The following is a 19,189-nucleotide window of genomic DNA, read 5'->3' as shown; positions in this document are numbered from 1 at the left end:
CTTATATCAATGCAGACGTCTCTGGCGCACTGTGTTCTATCCGAGTGTCGGAATCGTGCAAAATAGCGGCCAACCTCTTTATTGCCCACTCTCTTTTTTCTTTATTTTGTTCACTGAAATTTAACCTAAAACAGTTACGATATTTGCCTGTTGCTGAAAATAATGGCCCAGGAGCAAAGTTTACGCCTTCTTCGCGGCAACGTTCGACGAGTTTCATCGTATCGATACTTGGGTGAAGCTCAACCCACAAAATGAAGCCCCCAACGGGGAAGCTGACCCTGGTGTTACTGGGGAAATGTATTTTGATCGCATTGAGTATGTGATCGCGTTGTTGTTCGTAGTTCTGTCTCATCTGGCGTATGTGTTTGGCATAGCCACCTATACGGATAAATTTTGCGATTGCCAGTTGCGGGAGAACGGGACACATAGAACTGCTGACATATTTTATATGGGTGACTTTATCTCGATAACGTCCAGGCGCAATCCAGCCAACTCTCGTTCCCGGCGCAATGCTTTTGGAAAAAGACGAGCAGAGTAATACGCGACCATCTTGGTCAAAGGCTTTGATTGCTTTGGGACGAGGAAATTGATAGGAAATATCCCCATAAATATCGTCTTCAATGATGGCAATATCGTAACTTTGCGCCAGTCGGTACAGCTGTTCCTTTTTCTCCTCGGGCATATTGTATCCCATTGGATTGTTGCAGGTGGGAGTCACAAAAATCGCTTTGATAGGCCATTGATCAAGCGCGAGCTCTAGGGCTTCTAGACTTATCCCTGTTTCTGGGTGAGTGGGGATTTCCATAGCTTTTAAGTTAGCGGCTTTAATCGCCTGCATGGAGCCATAAAAGCTTGGAGATTCAATAGCAATAATATCGCCAGGTTCTGTCACCGCTCGTAAGCAAACGGATAGCGCTTCTTGGCAGCCAGATGTGACGACGATATCGTCTGGGTGAAGTTGGCAACCAGAGGCTACCGTTAGACGGCAAAGTTGCATGCGCAGTTCCTCTGATCCTCTAACGTCCGAATAACCTAGACCCAATTCTGGTTTCTGTTTTGTTAAGTCAGATAAGGTCTTTAGCAGAGGCTTTAAGGTTGAGGCTTTCATGTCAGGCATGGCGTGTTGCAACTGCACTCCTTTGTTGCCACTGCGATTCATTAACATGTTGAGCACTTCTTCCCATTGGGAGACTTCCAAAGGGCGCTGAGGGGGGCGAGAAATACTGGGTAAATTATCCTTTTTAGGTATACAGACAAAGTAGCCAGATTTCGGACGGGCTTCAACAAGCTGTTCCTGTTCAAGCTGACGATAGGCTTCTTGTACGGTAGAAATGCTCACACCATGTTCTTGCGCCAATTGTCGTACTGAAGGTAATTTATCGCCAGACTTATAAAAGTCATGCTGTATGTGTTCACGTAGGCGAGTCGCAAGCTTTTGATACAGTGTCATGGTCTTTCCTTTGAAGCTTCTGTGTGTCTCTGTGTCTGTATTGATTATATAAAGATAAACAGTGGTAAATTACCATACAGATTTGAGGTTATTTTGCCATACAGGCGAATTGAATGGTGATCTGTATGTTTATTAAAGTGGTTTTCTGAGGCTGTATTGGTTTTCTGTCTTCTCTTAAAGTGGTTACTCATACACATAGCACCTATGACGTATTGCAGGGTGCCACTCAGAAGGAGAAGGTTATGTTAATCGTTAGCTTATTTGTTTGTATTCAGCAAAGTATTGAGCGTTTTCAAACACGTAAAAAGCTTGCAAAACTTAGCGCAGAGCAACTTAATGACATTGGCATGACCAAAGAGCGCCAACAAATAGAAGTGTCTCAAGCAACTTTCTTGCAGCTATTGCGTGATGTTGTGTTGAGGGTGAAAAACGCTAGGAGGGCGCAAGGATAGATGGCTCCTTGTCATTGCTGGGGGTTTGTTTAATCTAACAATGGGGACAGCGACCGCATCAACATTGTTTTTAATGATTGGCAGTTGATGGTGAGTTACTAAGCGTTGAAAGGGCATAAGGTGAAAGAAAATAAAGAGCAGAAAGCGTCTTTAACAGAAGCTCAATGGAGTCTTTATATAATAAAGACTCGTTTAAACACGCTTTATACTGGTATCAGTACGGATGTGGAGCGACGTTTTAAAGAGCATTCTGGTAGCAGTAAACGTGCGGCTCGGTATCTTCGAGGAAAGGGGCCGCTAGAGCTGGTTTGGTCTCAGTCTGTCGGTTCAAAGAGTGAGGCATTAATACTGGAATATCGAGTGAAAAAGCTAAAACGCCGTCAAAAACAGGGCTTAATTGATGGGGGCATTAAGCTGGTTGATTTGCACCAACAAACAGACGAATAAAGGTTTTTTTGCGCTTGTTTTTCTAAGAAATCATTCGTAGCATGTTAAACCATTAATTGGTCTTTCAAAGGGAGGCAAGGGGTGATGATTAGCCACATTGACCACATTGTTTTAACTGTGGCGGATATAGACAGAGCAGTCGCTTTTTATGAATCTACACTTAAACTTGAATCATTTACCTTTGCTAATGGAAGAAAGGCTGTGCGCTTTGGCCAGCAAAAAATCAATTTCCAAGTGCTTGGGCAAGAGTTAAGAAATCATGCAATGGAAGGGTCTGGTGATGTATGTTTAATAACGAACTGGTCGTTAGACGAAGTGATTGCTCATCTAAAAGCCAATAATGTCACTATTCTTGAAGGCCCCGTGTCTAAATCTGGAGCACAAGGGCCAATTCAGTCTGTTTATTTTAATGATCTTGATAATAATCTCATTGAAGTGAGTGTCTACGAAGAGCCACTTAATGATGGCCAAGAAGTTGAGTAACCGCGTCAAGCACAGATGAATAACTCTTTTCCTCATAAACGCCAAACCCACTTAGTTGACGAGCTTTCACTTTCGTAAAAATAGGCTGTGTTAACCCCGTCAGAAAACGAGTGATTAACACCGCAGTAACCTTAGTGGGTGGGCTTTTGCTACTGAGGTAGTGGGTAAACTCTCTAACGTATTCAGCCATATTGCTCCAAGCTTCTGCTCCCTGTTGTGCTGGTGGCGCAAATACCAAAATGTTTCCTCTGCAAACTGAACAATGGCCACAATGCTCAGGTGCATGCTGATCACCAAAGTATCGTGCTAGATTATTATTTAAGCAGCGATCTAGCTGGAAAAAGCGAATCATGGTGGCGATTCTTGCAATCTCAGCGTTTTGTTTTTCTTCTACATAATGATGCAGCTGGCTGACTAATGTTTGGTGATGAAAGTGCTCAGTATGCACTTCATAGACGTCGGTTAAACCTTTACTTTCTAGTGTCAGGACATTGTTATCTGCAGCGTATTCTAATATTTCTAGTACATCGCCTCGTGATAATCCCGCTTCGTTAAATAGCTTGTCAAAATCAGGTGTGCCCCAAATTTTTTTATATTGAATACCTTTCAATAATGCTTGGTAGGCTGCTTGCCATTCATCGGGAATACGGTTAGCAAATTCGTTTCGGTCGCCTTCCCATTTTAGTCTGACATCAGAATAATAGGTGTACTTGGCCGTCAGCACGTTGAGCAATTCGAGCTGTACCAACAGTGTTTTTAATGGCAAAGCTCTGATGTTGGTCTGCATAGATAAGCTGTATGACTGCGTTTCCCACAATGACTGAGTGCTATTGTAAGAGTGTGTAGACTGAGAGGTTTGCTCTGTAATACTGTTGAGCAGAGTATCTATGTTTTGCGGTTCTGGTGTATCGCCATAGACAAAGTTTTCGAGTGTGCTCAGGCCTTCAAGGCTGGCGAGTAGTACGCAGCGGCTTGGTTGACGATCTCGACCTGCACGGCCAATTTCTTGGCTGTAGTTTTCAATGGATTTTGGTAAATCAAAATGCACAACGAGACGGATATCGGCTTTGTCTATGCCCATACCGAACGCGATGGTCGCGACTATGATGCGCGTTTTACCAGCCATAAAATCGGCTTGAATAGTGCGTCGCGTCTCACTGTCTAATCCGGCGTGATAAGCCGTCGCAGAGTAGCCGCTGGTTTGTAAATGGCGAGCCACATCTTCGGCCGTTTTCTGCTGAGTTACGTACACGATGCCCGCGCCTTGGGTCTCGTCGATTTGGCTTTTTAAGGTCACTAGTTTGTTGCTACTGTCGACAGCAATCAGGTCGATGTCTAAGTTTGGGCGGTAAAACCCCGTTTGCACTATGTGTTCTGGGTGAATAGTGAATTTTTGCGCCATATCACGTTGAACCCGACGTGTTGCGGTTGCGGTTAACAATAGCACCAAAGGAATAGTTAACTCTTGTTGATAAGAGGGCAGCTTTAGATAATCCGGTCGGAAATTATGACCCCATTCAGAAATACAGTGTGCTTCATCCACAACCAACATAGAAATAGGGATGTGTTTAATAAAGCGGCGAAAACGCTCGTTTTTGAAGCGTTCAACAGAAATCATCAAGATTTTTATCGAGCCGTCTTGGACGCCAGACATGACCGCCTGGCTTTCATCTTTGCTCTGACTGGAATCCAAACAGGCTGCATTGATACCTTTTGATGACAGAAAGGCTAATTGATCATGCATCAGGGCAATTAATGGCGAGATCACTAGGGTTAAGTGTGGTAGTTGTGTCGCTGTAAATTGGTAGCATAAGGATTTACCCGACCCTGTTGGAAAAACCGCCAGAGAAGAGTGCCCAGATAAGAGTTGTTCAATTGTTTGCTGTTGCCCCTCACGGAACTCACCAAAGCCAAAGAGTGAATGCAGGTTTTGCTCTAATGAGATCATCGAGAAATTTGCCCCCATTCCAATTCGCAACTTTTTAACTCGTTTAAATGGTTTATCCAATATTCTTCAGAACCAAACCATGAAAACGCTTTGACGAATGCAGGGTCATGCCAGCGGCTCTGTAGCCAAGCGGCATAGCTGATGACGCGAACGCTTTTGAATACATCCACCAAATCCAATTCACGCGTTTCAAAAGGCTGATAAGATTCATAACCTTCGATAATCTCACTCAATTGTTGTCTAGGGTTTTCTGTTTGAGTGATGTGTAGCCATAAGTCTTGTACGGCAACGCCATTTTGGCAATCATCAAAATCCAATAAATGAAATTGTCCCTCATGAAGCATGAGGTTACTGCGGTGACTGTCACCATGGATGGGTCTAAGTTGAGTGGGCCAGTATGCTTGGATTCTTGCCTCACTTAATTCTCTTAACCTAGCAATTTGCTTTATATATAAGGGTTTAAGCTTTTCTGGTAGCTGTAATGCCTTTGGCAGAGGGGCTTTGAGAAGCGTGTTGCCTGTTAAAATTTGATTTGCTGCCACATCCATTTGTGCTAGCGGAGAAACGTTCAGTCTCTCTTTAAACATTGTTGTTGATAAGGCTTGATGAAGCTTTCCAATCAGTTCGCCAAGTTGATATAGCTGATCTAAATTGTCCGCTTCAGGGTGTTGTCCAACCAATCTTGGATATAGGCAAAAATACATGTCTTTATGCTCAAACAAGCTAGCGCCATTAAATTCTAATGGTGCCACTACTGGAACACCGGCCGCTTTCAGTTTGAGTAGGGTTTGGTGTTCTTCCTGAATTTGCGCTTCGTTCCAGCGTTCAGGGCGATAAAATTTTGCAATAACGGGGGAGCTGTCTTCGATCCCAATTTGGTATACACGGTTTTCGTAACTGTTAAGTGGATAGATACGTGAATCACTCCACAAACCGGTGGATTCCACCGCATCTAAGATGACATCAGGAACAAGCGTTGAGAAAGAATGGGTTGCCGTCATAAAGGAGTACTCTGATGCTAAAAAAAGAAATGTCGATGACCATAACGATGTGCTTGGATTATAGCAAGCCGAGTTGCTTTTTTAGCGCGTGTTTTTGCGTACTTGAAAGATCAGAGGCGTGGTTGTTGATATGAAAAACGATAGAGATCAAAAAGTGTTTGTTCCTTTTTGATCTCTTTTGGACATTAAGCGATGCCTAGTTTTCTTTGTAAGGTTAGTTCTTGTTCTCGTGTGATTGATGAGGCTTTACCTGACGCGATGAGTTGCTTCCATTGCTTCCAAGATTTAATAGCATCTTCTCGACGCGAACGGTGTAGGTATTGCTGAACTTCTACACGGAAAGAATTCGTAACGGCAGTTGGGTTGTCTTTCCCTAACTGTCGTAACCTTGTCAAAGAGCGTTTTAGCTTCTCTGCAATTTGCGGATCTTGAGCGTCATTTTCCTGGATCGCAATAAGGCATTTTAGATGTTCATAATAGTATTCTATTTTTTCATGCTGAGTGTTTCTTGTTAAACGAATGACTCGTGAATAAGCTTGCTCAGCCGTTTTCCAGTCTTTTATTTTAATGCTCAGCTTTCCAAGGCGTTTGGTTCTTGCCAGGGATCTAGGTGATACTTCTAGGCTTTTTGCCATGGCTTTCTGGGCCCCTTTGAAGTCTCTTAATTCTTCATGGGCATCAGCAAGGTTATCGTAAGCGGGTAGAAAGTGACGACTAATATTAATGGCTTTTTCTAGGTTCTCTATCGCAGACATTGGTTGCTGTAAACTTAAGTCACATTGAGCAACACCAAAGTGCGCCCAACAAAGCTCTTTGTTCTCCTTGAGCACTCCCATGTAGTGTATTTTGGCTGCTTTATAGTCTGCTCTAGAAAGTAGCGATTCCCCAATAGCCTTTAGGCATAAATTGCGATATTGGGGATATTTGTTCATGATGCTTTTGGCTTCTTTTTCCATCTTTTCATAATTGTCGTTGTTTCGACTTTCATACACAGACGAAAAGATGCTCTTTTGTTTCTTTATACGGTCTAGTCTTCGATGCAACGTTGATGGCGTGAAGGGTTTCACCATATAGCTGTCAGGTCTGTGTTCTAGGGCGCTCGCCACGCTATCATAACCTGTGTCTGCGGTTATCATTATGAAAATATTGGAGTGGCTGAGCAGGTTGTTTTTTCTAGATATTTCTAACACTTGTTGACCGTTAATTTGGCCACCAAGGTTATAATCAGAAAGAATAATATCAAAGCTTTTCGCTTCCATGCGTTTAAGCGCGCTTTGCCCAGAGGCTTCAAGTTCTATGTTTGTATAGCCTAAAGAAAGCATCATAGATTTCAGCATTAGGCGCATTTCATTCATGTCTTCAATAATTAAGACGGTCTTCTTGCTGACATCTTCTTTGACCGCTTTGGCATTTTTTGTGGGTGTACCTGTCACAGATTAACTTTCCCTAGTTTGAGTGCTTACAAAACAACGTGAATATTTACAAAAAGTTACAAGCGGCGTTTTATATCACGTTTTATGGGAGCTACAAAGTACTTTTAGTTCAGTAAGTTGGAAAATTAAGGGTCTTAAACTTGTTCATTATTTAATGCAATATATTTGCTGTGAGAACAAAAATATCCATGTACCCCAATTCGCCATTTATGGGCTTTATCGCTTGTGCGCTATGGAAGAATTTACGGTCGTTCAGGACAACAAATTCGCCATGATCAAAGTTATGGCTCATTAATGCTGGACTGTTTTCTGTTAGGTGAACATTGATATTACCGCCTTCAATATTATGGCGCTGCATGACGTAAATACCGATTCTATCGAAGCCATCTTGGTGGATACCTTCAGGGGCGACTTCTGCACTTTTATGGTCGGCAAAAACACGTAATTGGTGTACCTCAATTGGCGTACCATCAGACATACTGGCCATTTGTTGAAAATAGTGAAATAACTCAATAAATGCTGGGTCGCATGCAGTCTTGTCATCTATTTCTTCATATTGACGCACAACATTGCCTTGAAAATGATTAATGCTTTCATCTTGTACAAACGCTTTTGCTGGAAGGCGCTGTAGCGAACCGTGTTCTACCGTAAAACGTGAATAGCGACGTAAGCGAAACTTACCATCAGCGTATGGATTGGATGGTAACTGTTCAAAGGAAGGAGTTAGGTGGTTAACGCTTTCAGGGCTAAGTTGGCCAAGTTCAAGATAAAAAGGCTTTGTAATGAGTTTATTCGTCATCATGGGGTAGTCCTCATGCTAATCGTCGGCAGATCGTGCACAACGTTATTTATTGTTATTCGCTTTGTGGGCGATTTTTTTAGTGTAGCCCTAACGTGAGAAAAACGCTGGGAATGATATGTAAAAATTAATGTTAGGGATGCTTTATGTCTGTCAAAGCCGCTTCACCAAGGTTGCTGGTAGACGGTTCTGCAGTATTAGGGGATACGACTTTAGTCTTATGGGTCTCGTTTTGTATTGACCTTACTTTGTTGTCGTTAAACACTAGAAAATAAAAATAACAATTAAAATAAGGGATGATGATGGCTTATTTCCGATTTGGTGGAGCATTAGGGCTTTTGGCTCTGTTTGTTTTTGGTTTCTTGCAAGGCTCTATACCGCAATACTTTGCTTTAGTTGGCATTATCTTATCCGTCTGCTTACTTATTCCGAATTTTGTAAGTGATCGTAATCGCTCTCATCTCAGATCCAATGAATCGCACGAAAAAGGCAAGACATCGGAGAATGCACTGTCAGAGATGAGTCAGAAAGTGACTCATGCAACCTCTAAAATGGCGATGGGAGCCGCGGAAGTTTCTTACTTTGTTGATACTTTAAGTAAAGACATTCACTTCACTAGTGATGACAGCGAGCAGATCACGCAAGCCGTTGTCACCCTTTCAGAAACGGGATTAACCTTATCAACCAGTCTGGGCCAGCTGGCTGTCACCATGACTGAAACCGCTAAATCTAGCCATATTGCCCAAAATGCTCTGTCGCAAAGTGCCGAGCAAATACATGAGCTGACCGAAAAGGTACAAACCGCCAGTGAACAGCTGGCTCTATTAACAAAAAGTGCTGATGACATAGACAGTATCACCGCTGTGATAAAAGCCGTTTCAGAACAAACCAATCTATTGGCACTTAATGCGGCTATTGAGGCAGCACGTGCAGGTGAGCAGGGCCGAGGTTTTGCGGTGGTGGCTGATGAAGTGCGATCATTAGCGGGGAAAAGTGCCGATGCCTCAGAACAGATTTCACGGTTATTGACCGATGTTCGTCAAAATAGCCAACGAACAAACCTTGAAATGTCGTCATTAAAAGAACTAACAGAATCGCTATCGTCGACGCTCTTAGGGGAAACTCAGCGTTTTATATCGTTAACAAAAGAGGTGCAGCATGCTTCTTTAGTACTGTCTGAAGTGGAGAGTGCAGGTGAAGAACTAGGGACGGCGAGTACTCAGATCAACGGGTCTATTTCTCGTATTAGTCACTCTTTGCATGATATTTCAGTGCGCAGTGATCAATTAACTAAAGAAGCGGCAGGCCTAAGTAATGGTGCAGAAGTCGTTTTTCGGGAATTAGATAAAGTAAATGATTCTTTGTTTTTCTCCACATTGCTTAATGAAGCCAAAGCCGCAGCGCAAGCCATTGGCTGTCTATTTGAAGAGGCGATTGAAAAAGGTGAATTGACTCAGCAGGCTGTGTTTTCCAGAGATTATCAACCTATTAGTAATACGAATCCACAAAAGTACAGTACACCTTATGATGCATTTAGTGATCAGTTTTTCCCTACGGTGCAAGAGGCCTTATTAGAAAAATATCAGCAAGTCATGTTTGCAGGGGCAGTGGATGTGAATGGTTACTTCCCGACCCATAACAACAAATTTAATCAGCCATTAACCGGTGATTATGAAAAAGATTTAGTGAATAACCGTTCTAAGCGTATTTTTAATGATGCGACTGGTAGTCGATGTGGCGCTCATACAGACAGCTTCTTACTGCAAACCTATAAACGCGATACCGGTGAAATCCTCCACGACCTATCTGTGCCTATTTTTGTAAATGGAAAACACTGGGGTGGCTTTAGAATGGGATTTAAGCCTGAGCCTTGAGGCTTATAGGCTCTTTAAAATCGGCCGATAAATACACCGCGATAGGCGCAATGAAGTTCGTGGCTCGCGATGGATAACCCCGGTGTCTGATAAAGCACTTCTAGGTCGCTGTTTGCGTCTGGGAATGGCACGCTAAGCGGTGAATCATCATTATAGAATACGATCCAGAATGTATTTGAGTGATCAGAAGGCGTGAGTGTGAGCGCAATAAAGCGACGTTGATCGTCAGCCCAATTTTCGATCGACATTGCTTCGCTGTGTTCGTTGAGCCAGTGAATCTTGTCTGCTGATGTATGCTGATAAAGTGGGTCGTCTTCTAAGCGTATTTCCGCCAAGATTGGGTAGGTTTTGCGCAAGGTCATCAAGGTTGATATGGTGTCTTGAATGGCTTTTCTAGCATCCGTTATTTCGCTGTTAGCGTCCTGCCAATGTTGCCAAGTGATCTCGTTATCTTGGCAGTAAGCGTTGTTATTGCCTTGCTGCGTATGAGACAACTCGTCACCACCCAAAATATGCGGAGTGCCTTGGCTCAACAATAATGTTGCCATATAGCAAAGCTGCTGATTTAGGCGTTTTTCTTGAATCGCTTTATCATCTGTTTCGCCTTCCGCGCCAAAGTTCTGGCTAATATTATCGCCATGGCCATCCCGGTTTTCTTCCATATTGGCGAGGTTGTGACGGTGATGATAAGACACTAAGTCTTTCATTGTATAGCCATCGTGGTAGGTGATGTAATTGACCGAATTAAGCGCGCTTTTTTGGCCTTTGTGAAAGTAGTCTCTTGATCCCATTAGGCGAGTAGCGAATTCAGGAACGGAGCCACGGTCACCGCGCCAAAAACGGCGAACAGTATCTCGATATTGATCGTTACATTCCAGAAAACCTCGTGGAAATTGCCCTACTTGATAGCCATTTGGACCAATATCCCAAGGTTCCATTACCAAGCAGGTTTCGCTTAAAACAGGGTCTTGCAGAATGGCTTGCAGCAAGGGGGCTTTTGCTGAAAATTCATGGTCAGTTCGGCCCAGGTCAACGCCTAGATCAAAGCGGAAACCATCCACACCCATTATCTCAACCCAATAACGCATACTGTCGCAAATCAAACGGATGCTTGTGGGGTTATAAGTATCAACACAATTGCCACAGCCGGTGTAATTCAGATATTGCCCGTCTTTATGTCGATAATACCGAGCATTGTCTAAACCGCGATAACATACGCTAGATTGGTCAAGTTCGCTTTCCGCTGTGTGGTTGTAAACCACGTCTAAAATCACTTCAAAACCCGCTTGTCTAAGTCCGTCTATCATTTGTTGGAATTCAGTAATAGGGTCTTTTATTGCGTAACTGGGCTCCACTGCAAAAAAGCTAATCGGGTTATATCCCCAATAATTGTTGAGCCCTAATTGCTGAAGATGACGCTCTGACATAAAGCTAAAGCATGGCATCAGCTGGATCGTAGTGATATTTAGCTTTTTTAAATGCTCGATACCAGCCGAGGAGATAACGCCTAAATAAGTCCCTTGTAGTTCGCTTTCAATCGGTAGGTTTTTGCTGAATCCTTTGACATGCAATTCATACAAGGCGCGGCTAGAGGGGGTGACATTGACGCGAGCAGGGCGCTCCGGCAGCGGTTTGATATTTCGTACAATGGATTTAGGTACGCAATGGGCGGAATCGCTTTGATGTACTTGGCCCTCTTTGGTGATCGCGGCTTGGTCTTCGTGCCAGATAAGCTTTGCGCTAAGCTCTTTTGCGTAAGGATCAATCAGTAGCTTTTGTTCATTGTATAGCAGCTGCTGTTCTGGTTTGAAGTCACCTTTGGCTCGTAGCCCATACTGTTGACCTTCCTTTAAGCCAAGCACTTCCATGTGCCAAATACCTTTGTGCTTATTGATAAATGGTATTGGCTCTTGTTCTTTGCCATCTGGGTCAAATAAGCATAGATACAGTTGATGAGCATCTTCAGACACAACAGCGAAATTAACGCCATGCTCCGTGACCTTTGCACCTAAAGGAAAAGAAGAGCCATTGGAAACTTGGTACGCTGGGTTCATGAAGACCTCTAGATGCTATTTGGGTTACGGTTGCTTGGTGTTGCTTTTACGATTCGCCCAGCCATTTTAACAGTACGCCAGAAAGTGGTGGTACTTGCAGCTCAATGCTTTGATCACGACCGTGGCTAACAGAAAACTCGGTGTTGTACTCTTTAATTTGAGCATAACCACTGCCAGTGTAGTGCGTATCATCAGTATCCATAATAACTTGATAGCGACCAGCTCTAGGAACGCCAATACGGTAGTTACCATGTGGGGTCGGGGTAAAGTTAATGATAGCAACAGTATGCTCTTCACTGTCTTTTGCTTTACGAGCAAAGGCTAAAATACTGTTGGCACTGTCGTCGTAGCTGATCCACTCGAAACCGTGGTGAGAGTGATCGTACTGTAGGCTTGGCTCATTTTGGTACAAGTGGTTCAAGTCTTTCGACAAGGTTTGTTGGGCTTTATGAAAATCAATATCCAACAAGTGCCAATCCAAAGAGCGTTCATGGCTCCATTCTTGGCCTTGAGCGAATTCATTCCCCATAAAATTGAGCTTTTTGCCTGGGTGAAAATACATATAAGCCGAAAAAGCGCGCAAGTTGGCGAACTTTTGCCAAGCATCGCCGGGCATTTTTGCAATCATCGACCCCTTACCATGGACGACTTCATCGTGAGAAATAGGCAAAACAAACTGTTCATCGTAGGCATAAACCATACTAAAGCTGAGCTCGCCTTGATGGTGTTGACGATAAATTGGGTCTCTTTTTATATAGGTAAGAGAGTCGTTCATCCAGCCCATATTCCATTTAAAGCCAAAACCTAATCCATTCATATAAGTAGGCTTAGAGACACCCGGAAACGCTGTGGATTCTTCAGCTACGGTAAAGCAGCGAGGATGATTTAAATACACGGTCTCATTTAAACGGCGTAAAAAATCAATGGCTTCGTAATTGTGGTTACCACCGTCTTTGTTTGGAATCCATTCGCCGTCTTCACGGGAATAGTCGAGATAAAGCATGGATGCAACGGCATCGACACGTAAGCCATCAATATGGAATTCCTCAAGCCAGTACACGGCATTACTGATGAGATAATTCACTACATGGTCTTTGCCAAAATCGTAAATTAAAGAGTTCCATTCAGGGTGCCAGCCTTTTTTAGGGTCTGGGTATTCGTATTGTTTGGAGCCATCAAAGTTCGCCAAACCGTGGCTATCGGCAGGAAAATGAGCGGGAACCCAGTCCATAATCACACCGATATTGGCTTGGTGCAGCGCATCGACTAGGGCTTTAAAGTCTTCAGGTGTACCAAATCGAGAGGTAACCGCGTACAAACCGACGGGCTGATAGCCCCATGAACCATCAAATGGGTATTCAGTAATCGGTAAAAGCTCAACATGGGTATAGCCCATTTCTTTAACATAAGGCACCAGTTGGTCTTTGATTTCAAGATACGTCAGCGGCTGATTGTCGCCACTGCGACGCCATGAACCAATGTGCAGCTCATAGATACTCATGGGTTTTTCGTAAATGTCTTCAATTTTACGGTTTACCCAAGCTTGATCTTGCCAAACGTGCTTATCATCAAAGCAAGTGACGCTGGCAAACGATGGAAACTGTTCGATACGTTGTGCATAAGGGTCACTACGATGAGGAAGAACGTCACCGTTTTTGGAGCGAATTTCGAATTTGTAGCGAGCGCCATGGTTCACATCAGGAATAAATAAGCGCCACACACCATCGCCATTACTCGACATTGGATGAATTCGACCATCCCAAGCATTAAAGTCCCCCACCACAGAGACTGAGCGCGCTGCAGGAGCATAAACGGCAAACCGTGTTCCTTGGATAGTAATTTGGTCATTCACTTTAGCGCCAGCACGAATAGCACCTTGGCTTTTGTATAAGCTGGCTTGATGGTGTTCTGGGTCTACAAAGGTGGTGTTAGGAAATTGATAAGGATCAACGAGGGTGTATACGCTGCCATCTTTGTAGGTGATTTCGAGACGATAATGAAAGCGTGTGGTGGTTTTTGGCCATTCAGCCAGAAAGAGGCCTTGATTATCGGTCTCGCTCATTTTGGCAAGCTCTTTGTCTGAATCGATAGCCAATACTCGTATAGAGGCGGCTTCTGGCTGCCAGACGATTAACGATAAACCTTTCTTAGAAGGCGTCTCTTGTAGTCCCAAACAGCCAAATGGGTCTGAACATCGAGTGTTCAGTACATCATTTGTTAGGGCGTTTTTGATTAGATCCATTCACTTCTCCAGCAAGAGTGAGCGTATTAACTCGATGAGTGTTGGTGCTGATGACTGTGAAGCTTGCTCACTGCCCAACGCAAATATTGGTTTACTTTGTTCGGTGTTATTTGTGCGAACTCATCTAGAGCCGCCTCGACCCTGCTGTCCTCTGGATGTTCTGCTTGGTGTTGCTTGGCATGATCCAGAGCGGCTTGGGAAACAAGAACCGGTAAGTTTATTTCTTGCTCAAATTTACAATTTTTATGTTGCTGGCAGAATCGTATGAAGGCATACAGACCTTCAAAAATAAGACTCTTATACCAGCTCGGATGAATATCGGACGTCAGTGTTTCTATTAAAAGGGCGAAGGTGTCTTCACCGGGAGTCATTGAGCTTAGAGTGCGTTTACAGTCTAGCGCGGTGTTACTTTGCACATCACCAAAGACGATCGTATTGGCATTACTTAAACTTTCCCAGAGTTGCAACAGCATGGATTCTGGTAACTTGGTAATCATGCCTTGTTCTGAGCGCCAATCGAACCAATCCACATCTTTCATTTTACTCTGCGCATCGGTCGTATTGTGATAACGCATGGTATTGGCGACATGTGCGAATTCATCGTGCTTTTGTTGTAACACTTGTTTGAGGGCTTCGTAAAGCTCGCTTGGGGAAACCTTTGATAAAGTGTCAAAAACAGGCGCGTCGTCTTCAGGGTCAAATTGCCGAGCGCAAAGCATCGCTAAATTGTGAATACGGATTGTGCGCACACCAGAGAAAAACTCTGGATGAACCTTAATTAAGGTCCCAGCGATCGCCACCAGTTCATGACAAATCACTAAGCCAATAGGGGACGATGAGACGCTTTTTAGCATGTCTAAAATAACGTCTTGATGCAGCGGTGAACTGATGTCTAGCTCGGTTTCAGGCGTTTCTCCGATGACCAGTAAACGCTGTCGAACGGTAATATCCGCAATATACGTGGCCAAGTCTGTGGAAGGTTTAAGAACCAAAGAATACAAGCGTCGAGCTGAGTGCCAGTCTTCGGCAAGAAGTGCTTGAAAATAAACACTATTTAAGACTTTATAGGCGGTAGCAGCAGGGTTGGAATTAGGTATGGTATTCATCAAGGCCCTGCGAGCGCCCAATTCCATAAGACAATCAATTGCCTCTGCCATACTTGGAGTGTCAGTCAATCTTGCCAATAGCGTATTGGTTTCGGCTGTTTTTATTTCGGCGGCATCGTAAGGTTTGGGCTTGTCTGATAACGGCCAAGGCGAACCATGAACCGGCAATTTTGCAGATAAGGATTGCTGGTTAGTGGCATTAATAATAATGGATCGACGGTTGCCTGACTTGAACGCATTCTTAGCGGATTGCGGAATAACACGAAACTCTTCATGTTCTCGTTTTTGTAATAAACGGATGAATTCAAACAGTTCATCGCTGCCTTGCATATCACTCATAGCTTCGTCTATGAGTATGCTGAAAACCGCATTGGCTTGGTAATACCAATGCTCGGCAATGATCTTAAGCTCGTTACGAATATGCGCTTGAAAAAGAGCTGGGTCCACTTTTCGGTAGTCTTTGTCTTCGTTCTGAATCCAAGACAGACATAAGTAGCTTTCCCCATCGATATTAAATGCCTGAGACGTGGCCAAACTATTTAATGCGCGATTGGGACGACCGGTTAAACCTAGCGCCTCAGAGTCGCCAAGGTGTTGATAGGTTTCAACTAACTGATCTGCACTGATGGCTTTAAGTGGGGCAATATCCTCCAGTGTTTGGCATAGACAACCCGCGTTCAGTAGCTTTTGTTTTACTTTGTCATTTTGCGCCAATATCACCATAGATGTGGTGACTTTGTTTGGGCGATATTGAATACGATGAAGCCCAAGCGGGTCTAGGTCATCCGTAGTTATCAACTCTTCATCAAGCATTTTACCCACTAGAAACAGGCTTTGCGCCCATACTAAGGGCAAGTTGTCATTGGGTAAGCGTTTTTGTGACCCCGGTTTTTCTTTCTCCGCTAAAATACTTTCTTGTGGTACATAATACAGTTCAGGAAGCAGCATTTGGCCGTCTTTTTCGACCATGAGAGACTCAAGCTTATGACGGTAGAAGTTGGCGCTTTCCCAGTCTCTGGCAAACAAACGGTCAATATAAAGGTAAGTAAAGAATAGCGGCCATTCTGATTCGATATGCTCGAAATTAATCAGCTCATCGTGTTCATAATAAATACGGCTTTGGTCTTCCAATTCGGATTGGTGCCCATCTAGCAAGAAGCGTTTACAACCGTATTCACCACCCAGTTTATTAATGATTTCTTTGCGTGTGCGGCGGGTGAGTTTTTCATCGTTTACAGCAAAAGCGGGGAAGCCAATAATGCTGAGAATGGCGCTGTCGACTTCTTTAGAACGTGACTCTTTTGGTAATAGAGATTGGAGTACTGAGCCAGCTCGAGCAACCGCATCGGCAAAAGAGTGAACCACAGCCCATTCCGGACCATCGTTACCAAACAGATTCAATCCATCCATCGCTTCCATAGCGGCTTTTGCCATGCCAACCGAGCTGGCGTTTATTTCTGCTTTGCCGTTGTTTACTTTATTTCCTCGCTCCCAAATGCCGTAATCTGGGGTTCGATAGGTACGGGAAATATAGTAGATAAGGTTTTGAATGAAATTAAACTCATCGCGTGAAAAGATAAGTTTGCTGCCTGCTTTAGTCATTTGGGCAAGCATCAGCAAATAAAAGCTGGTGGCATCAATTTGCAAATGCCCCCAGGCATCGTCTGCAACGGCTTCTAAACCTGTTTTTGTATCGTACTTGGCGTGTAAAGCATCTTTGGGATCAAGGCTGTGTTTGAACGCCTCTACTTTGTGGGATTGACGCATCATGGCGAATAGCAAGCCACGCATCATTTTTACACAGGCAAATTCAAGTTCATGCGCGCGTTTATGTGGGTTAGAGGCGCGTTTATAGGCTAGATGTAAAGCCCAGACTGCCTGAATGCTGTAAACGTTATCTCGCACCCAAGCATCGGTATAGTTGCCGTGATTATTAATGCTAGTACTTGCTGGAAAGAGCCCTGTGACAGGATGCTGGCGGGATAAGATGACCGCTTGAATATGTTGATATAGAGAATCTAGCTTATCTTGGTTGTCAGACGCCATGTTCGATCCTTCAAAAACGTATCGTTAAAGACCTGTTACCCAATCCAAGCGTTGTGAATGGATTCGGTTTAAATCACTATACCCAAACTTAATCTGACTCACCAATAAGTTAAAGCAGTAAAAAGACTTCTTTTTTACATAGCGTATAAAAAAGTGGTGATTTTAACGAAATCCTATTTCTATGCACGATATCAGAGCAACAACTCAAGGCAGTGACTCATTTTAGGTACTGAACTGATGAACAAGTTGTCGAAGCTGACTGGCACATTGTTGCAGGTTATTAACGGATGCTTGAATGTCTTTTGAGTTGTGGTTGGTGTCTTCACAGATAATGGCGATATTCTCGAGTGTCTGATGCACGGTTTGCGAAGATTCAAATTGACGCTCAGCCGCTTGGCTTATGTCGCCATTGAGTTTAGAAATAGACAATACGCCATTGGCAATTTCAGAAAACGCCTGCCCAGCCTGAGAAGTTTGCTCTGCGCCTTGGTTTGCGGTATTGCGAGCAGATTCCATGACTTTCACTGTATCCAGTGTTTGCTGAGTCAGTTGCTCTATTAAGCCGCCAATTTCTGTTGCGGCCAATTGTGAACGCTGTGCAAGTTGGCGTACTTCGTCTGCTACGACAGCAAATCCTCGGCCTTGCTCGCCGGCGCGAGCCGCTTCAATGGCAGCGTTAAGAGCCAGTAAATTTGTTTGATCAGCCACTTCGCTAATAATGCCCAATCGATCGCTAATATGGGTCACGTCTTCTCTTAATTTTTGGATTTGTAATGCCGCTTCACCCACTTCCACAGACAGCTGCTGTATGTCTTGGTTTGCTTTGTTCATTACGCCAAGACCTTGTTTAGAATGTTGGCCAAGCTCTTGGGTAGTGGTATTAGCGCGCTCTGCAATAGAAAGGGTATCTTCTACTGAGGTCATCACACTTTGCATTAACTCTGTTGCTTGACCTGTATTCGATAGCTGTTTAGTAACGCCTTGGGCGGTTTTGGTGGTCGATTTATTAGTTTGGTCAACAATACTGTCTAGGGTTTCACTGGAGTGGCTAACGTTACGAACTATGGATTGGAAATCGCTCATCATGCTGTTAAAGGCATGAGCCATTTCTCCCATTTCATCCTTGCCGGTAAACTCGACTCGTTGTGTCAAATCTCCAGAATGTTGTACCGATGTCATCGTTTTACAGAGTGATGTTACGCGACTTGTGACTAGGTGAATAATGTAAAGAGCTGAGCCTCCAACCACTACCGTTAATACACCCACAAGAATGCCATAATCCACCAAAGCAAGCAGAAAGAAATCTATGACAGCGTTCAGCGACGTGGTCGCAATAATGGTTATTTTCCATGGGGCAAAAGTTGACGCTGTGGCGATCATTTTATGTGTAACACTGTTATTGCCTTGGTACTCAAACTCGACTGGTTGATAGCGGTTGGTCGCTAGGGTGGATGCCGATCTTTTTAGTGCATTTTGCAAACTGGTTGGCGGTGTTGTGTTGTTATAGGATGCAGGTGAGCTTAGAAGTAATTGGCTACCTTGATCCATTATCCAAAGGCTTTGCTGGTCTCCATATCTAATGGATGACAATAGCGTCAAGGCTTGTTGCTTAGCCTGACTTTCTGTGAGTTCACCTGATTGTTGTTTTTCATAAAACGGCTGTATGGTGGTGTTGACGATTTTTAATATATCTTGAGTTCGATCTTTACGAGCATCCACATGACTGTTAAACAAGGACGTGAGTGAAACAAGAATAAGAGCGGCTGTTCCCATAGACATTAAGCCAATAATTGCCCATAGCTTATAGCGAATTTTGATATCATTAACACGTTCCAGCATGCCTGCTCCGAATAG

The 19,189-nt window shown here is 43.8% G+C and carries 14 protein-coding genes; 5 read left to right on the top strand and 9 right to left on the bottom strand.

Annotated features, from left to right (window positions below; all coding sequences use genetic code 11):
* Position 1 precedes the first annotated feature (1 nt).
* On the bottom strand, positions 2-1,450 hold the full coding sequence (locus tag DFP75_RS07695; protein WP_110573911.1) for an aminotransferase-like domain-containing protein: 1,449 nt from the start codon (positions 1,448-1,450) through the stop codon (positions 2-4).
* Positions 1,451-1,692: 242 nt separating this feature from the next.
* Between DFP75_RS07695 and DFP75_RS07690 the strand changes: the two genes are divergently transcribed.
* The 3 genes from DFP75_RS07690 to DFP75_RS07680 all read left to right on the top strand — a co-directional run bounded on the left by DFP75_RS07690 (position 1,693) and on the right by DFP75_RS07680 (position 2,832).
* On the top strand, positions 1,693-1,902 hold the full coding sequence (locus DFP75_RS07690) for a YjiS-like domain-containing protein (protein ID WP_110573909.1): 210 nt from the start codon (positions 1,693-1,695) through the stop codon (positions 1,900-1,902).
* A gap of 120 nt (positions 1,903-2,022) precedes the next feature.
* Entirely contained in the window at positions 2,023-2,349 is a 327-nt protein-coding gene (locus tag DFP75_RS07685) for a GIY-YIG nuclease family protein (RefSeq protein ID WP_110573907.1), read from the top strand.
* A gap of 84 nt (positions 2,350-2,433) precedes the next feature.
* Positions 2,434-2,832, top strand: coding sequence for a VOC family protein (locus tag DFP75_RS07680; RefSeq protein WP_110573905.1), 399 nt, complete (start codon positions 2,434-2,436; stop codon positions 2,830-2,832).
* On the opposite strand, the gene DFP75_RS07675 is transcribed toward DFP75_RS07680, so the two are convergent.
* The 4 genes from DFP75_RS07675 to DFP75_RS07660 all read right to left on the bottom strand — a co-directional run bounded on the left by DFP75_RS07675 (position 2,807) and on the right by DFP75_RS07660 (position 8,016).
* Positions 2,807-4,780, bottom strand: coding sequence for a RecQ family ATP-dependent DNA helicase (locus DFP75_RS07675; RefSeq protein ID WP_110573903.1), 1,974 nt, complete (start codon positions 4,778-4,780; stop codon positions 2,807-2,809). The two genes, DFP75_RS07680 and DFP75_RS07675, sit on opposite strands and share 26 nt — an antisense overlap.
* A complete protein-coding gene (locus DFP75_RS07670) occupies positions 4,777-5,781 on the bottom strand; it encodes a serine/threonine protein kinase (RefSeq protein WP_110573901.1) in 1,005 nt (334 codons plus the stop codon). Before DFP75_RS07670 ends, DFP75_RS07675 begins: the two co-directional genes overlap by 4 nt.
* A 185-nt stretch (positions 5,782-5,966) precedes the next feature.
* A complete protein-coding gene (locus tag DFP75_RS07665; RefSeq protein ID WP_245927006.1) occupies positions 5,967-7,214 on the bottom strand; it encodes a response regulator in 1,248 nt (415 codons plus the stop codon).
* 151 nt (positions 7,215-7,365) lie between these two features.
* Positions 7,366-8,016 carry a 2OG-Fe dioxygenase family protein gene (locus tag DFP75_RS07660; protein ID WP_110573899.1) on the bottom strand — a complete coding sequence of 217 codons (651 nt, stop codon included), beginning with the start codon at positions 8,014-8,016 and terminating at the stop codon, positions 7,366-7,368.
* Positions 8,017-8,159: 143 nt separating this feature from the next.
* Between DFP75_RS07660 and DFP75_RS18685 the strand changes: the two genes are divergently transcribed.
* Together DFP75_RS18685 and DFP75_RS07655 are read left to right on the top strand one after the other, a co-directional pair.
* Complete coding sequence (locus tag DFP75_RS18685) at positions 8,160-8,288, top strand: hypothetical protein (protein WP_281270052.1); 129 nt, start codon at positions 8,160-8,162, stop codon at positions 8,286-8,288.
* A gap of 27 nt (positions 8,289-8,315) precedes the next feature.
* A complete protein-coding gene (locus DFP75_RS07655; RefSeq protein WP_110573897.1) occupies positions 8,316-9,887 on the top strand; it encodes a methyl-accepting chemotaxis protein in 1,572 nt (523 codons plus the stop codon).
* A gap of 14 nt (positions 9,888-9,901) precedes the next feature.
* Here the strand turns inward: DFP75_RS07655 and glgX are convergent, their stop codons facing one another.
* The 4 genes from glgX to DFP75_RS07635 all read right to left on the bottom strand — a co-directional run bounded on the left by glgX (position 9,902) and on the right by DFP75_RS07635 (position 19,174).
* Positions 9,902-11,941, bottom strand: a complete 2,040-nt coding sequence (glgX, locus tag DFP75_RS07650) for a glycogen debranching protein GlgX (protein ID WP_110573895.1) — start codon at positions 11,939-11,941, stop codon at positions 9,902-9,904.
* Positions 11,942-11,987: 46 nt separating this feature from the next.
* Complete coding sequence (glgB, locus tag DFP75_RS07645) at positions 11,988-14,183, bottom strand: 1,4-alpha-glucan branching protein GlgB (protein WP_110573893.1); 2,196 nt, start codon at positions 14,181-14,183, stop codon at positions 11,988-11,990.
* Positions 14,184-14,209: 26 nt separating this feature from the next.
* The gene (locus DFP75_RS07640; RefSeq protein ID WP_110573891.1) at positions 14,210-17,335 is read right to left on the bottom strand and encodes a phosphorylase b kinase regulatory subunit alpha/beta; all 3,126 of its coding nucleotides are present in this window, start codon (positions 17,333-17,335) and stop codon (positions 14,210-14,212) included.
* Between the two features lie 222 nt (positions 17,336-17,557).
* Positions 17,558-19,174 (bottom strand): methyl-accepting chemotaxis protein, encoded by a 1,617-nt coding sequence (locus DFP75_RS07635; protein ID WP_110573889.1) that lies wholly within the window; start codon positions 19,172-19,174, stop codon positions 17,558-17,560.
* Between the last annotated feature and the right edge of the window lie 15 nt (positions 19,175-19,189).

This window comes from Marinomonas alcarazii (assembly GCF_003208215.1).
GTDB lineage: Bacteria > Pseudomonadota > Gammaproteobacteria > Pseudomonadales > Marinomonadaceae > Marinomonas > Marinomonas alcarazii.
The sequence above is the reverse complement of the archived record's forward strand: the minus strand, read 5'-3'. Positions and strand labels throughout refer to the sequence as shown.

Excerpts from the sequence above, each read along its gene's own strand:
- DFP75_RS07695 (WP_110573911.1), bottom strand. The coding sequence starts at position 1,450 with ATGACACTGTATCAAAAGCTTGCGACTCGCCTACGTGAACACATACAG.
- DFP75_RS07690 (WP_110573909.1), top strand. The coding sequence starts at position 1,693 with ATGTTAATCGTTAGCTTATTTGTTTGTATTCAGCAAAGTATTGAGCGT.
- DFP75_RS07680 (WP_110573905.1), top strand. The coding sequence starts at position 2,434 with ATGATTAGCCACATTGACCACATTGTTTTAACTGTGGCGGATATAGAC.
- DFP75_RS07675 (WP_110573903.1), bottom strand. The coding sequence starts at position 4,780 with ATGATCTCATTAGAGCAAAACCTGCATTCACTCTTTGGCTTTGGTGAG.
- DFP75_RS07670 (WP_110573901.1), bottom strand. The coding sequence starts at position 5,781 with ATGACGGCAACCCATTCTTTCTCAACGCTTGTTCCTGATGTCATCTTA.
- DFP75_RS07660 (WP_110573899.1), bottom strand. The coding sequence starts at position 8,016 with ATGATGACGAATAAACTCATTACAAAGCCTTTTTATCTTGAACTTGGC.
- DFP75_RS18685 (WP_281270052.1), top strand. The coding sequence starts at position 8,160 with ATGTCTGTCAAAGCCGCTTCACCAAGGTTGCTGGTAGACGGTTCTGCA.
- DFP75_RS07655 (WP_110573897.1), top strand. The coding sequence starts at position 8,316 with ATGGCTTATTTCCGATTTGGTGGAGCATTAGGGCTTTTGGCTCTGTTT.
- glgX (WP_110573895.1), bottom strand. The coding sequence starts at position 11,941 with ATGAACCCAGCGTACCAAGTTTCCAATGGCTCTTCTTTTCCTTTAGGT.
- glgB (WP_110573893.1), bottom strand. The coding sequence starts at position 14,183 with ATGGATCTAATCAAAAACGCCCTAACAAATGATGTACTGAACACTCGA.
- DFP75_RS07640 (WP_110573891.1), bottom strand. The coding sequence starts at position 17,335 with ATGGCGTCTGACAACCAAGATAAGCTAGATTCTCTATATCAACATATT.
- DFP75_RS07635 (WP_110573889.1), bottom strand. The coding sequence starts at position 19,174 with ATGCTGGAACGTGTTAATGATATCAAAATTCGCTATAAGCTATGGGCA.